Source organism: Paraburkholderia sp., from assembly GCF_036488505.1.
Lineage (GTDB): Bacteria > Pseudomonadota > Gammaproteobacteria > Burkholderiales > Burkholderiaceae > Paraburkholderia.
Map to the genome: position 1 here is coordinate 1 of NZ_DASXHN010000261.1, position 1,617 is coordinate 1,617.

Below are 1,617 nucleotides of genomic sequence, written 5' to 3' on the forward strand. Positions count from 1 at the left end.
CTTGGTCGGTACCGGGGCAGCAGCCTTCTTGGCCACCTTTTTTGCGGAAGTCGGCATGTTTCTCCTACCTGTTGTGGTCAGTGAATTGCTCGAAGCGCACACCGTATGTGCACGCTTCAACGCCGGATTCTACAAGCGCTCGCGCGATTTGCGCGACTCTTTTATGGGTTGCAACGAAGTTTTTTGCGCGCCACCAACAGCGCGGCGCGTTTTAACGCCTGTTTTAGCGGCTAAAACGCTCGCGTCCAGGTTTTAACCTGCACACGTAACGCACGTTACAGTTCGTTTCGGGCGTCGTTTGGAGGCACCCGATGCGCGCTGGCCACGCGTTTTCGCCCCTTGATTCAGGGCACTTTCGTCATTTTCCGCATTCGGCCAGCCGTTGGCCACGAAGCTTTGGCAATGCCGACGCCTGGCTTGCGGCGAGCTTTGGATCAGCGCACGAGTCGAGCGACGATGCCGGCGAGCGTCGAGAGCGCAGTGTCGATATGTTCAACGGCGATGTTGCCGTAGCCGAATATCAGCCCCGGCCGCGGAGTCACACGGCGGTGGAACGGCGCGAGCCCGTACAGACCGATCGACGCTTCGCGGGCGGCGCCAACCAGCGCGTCTTCGCCAAGCGACGCGAGCGGCGCCTTCAGACGCGCGGCCAGGTGGATACCCGCAGTCGGCACGATCGGTTCGAACCAGCGCGACAGCTCGCCTTGCAGATGATCCAGCAGCATCGCGCGGCGCGCCGCATAAGCCTTGTGCATGCGCCGCAGATGCCGTGCGAAGTCGCCGTTGAGCATGAACGACGCAAGCGCGGTTTGCGTCAGCGTGCAGCCGTGACAATCGGCAATCTGCCGCGCCTTCAGCAGTGGAGCGTGCAGCGACGCGGGCGGCACCACGTAGCCGATCCGCAGCTCGGGAAAGATGGTCTTCGAAAAAGTGCCGACGTACGCGACGAGCCCCGCGTGATCGAGGCTTTTGAGCGGCTCCATCGGCCGGCCCTCGAAACGGTACTCGCAGTCGTAGTCGTCTTCGATGATGATCGCGCCGCGCTTTTGCGCCCATTCGAGCAGTTCGACGCGGCGCGCGAGGCTCATCGGCATGCCGAGCGGAAACTGATGCGAAGGCGTCACGTAAACCAGCCGCGCGTTATCCGGCAGTTGGCCGACGATCAGGCCATCGCGATCGACCGGAACCGGCACCACGCGCGCACCGGTCACCGAGAAGCATGCGTGCGCAGGCGGGTAGCCGGGATCCTCGATTGCGGCGATTTCGCCGGGCCGCAACGTGATGCGCGCCATCAGATCGAGCGCGTGCTGCGCGCCCTGGGTGACGATCACATCCTCCCAATTGCTGGCCACTGCGCGATTGAACGCGAGATAGCGAGAGATCGCGAGCCGCAGTTGCGGGTCGCCGGCCGCCTCGCGATAGGTGCCGGGGCTGCGCGCCTGGTCGCGCAGCGCGTGGTTCACGCAGCGGCGCCACACGTCGAACGGAAACAGCGTCTTGTCGATGGCGCCGCCGACGAAGTCGAGCGGCGGCGACACTGACGGCCGCGGCAGCGGCAGGCTGTCCGGCATCTGTTCCCACAGCGGTTGCGCGCGTGCGGCGGCTTTCGCTTTCGCG

The 1,617-nt window shown here is 64.5% G+C and carries 1 protein-coding gene and 1 pseudogene; one reads left to right on the forward strand and one right to left on the reverse strand.

Annotated elements, in window-relative coordinates:
• Positions 1–256: pseudogene (locus VGH68_RS15730) on the forward strand (hypothetical protein); the annotation flags it as partial.
• Between the two features lie 178 nt (positions 257–434).
• On the opposite strand, the gene VGH68_RS15735 reads toward VGH68_RS15730, so the two are convergent.
• A partial coding sequence (locus tag VGH68_RS15735; protein WP_331604570.1) for a PLP-dependent aminotransferase family protein occupies positions 435–1,617 on the reverse strand: 1,183 nt, incomplete at its 5' end.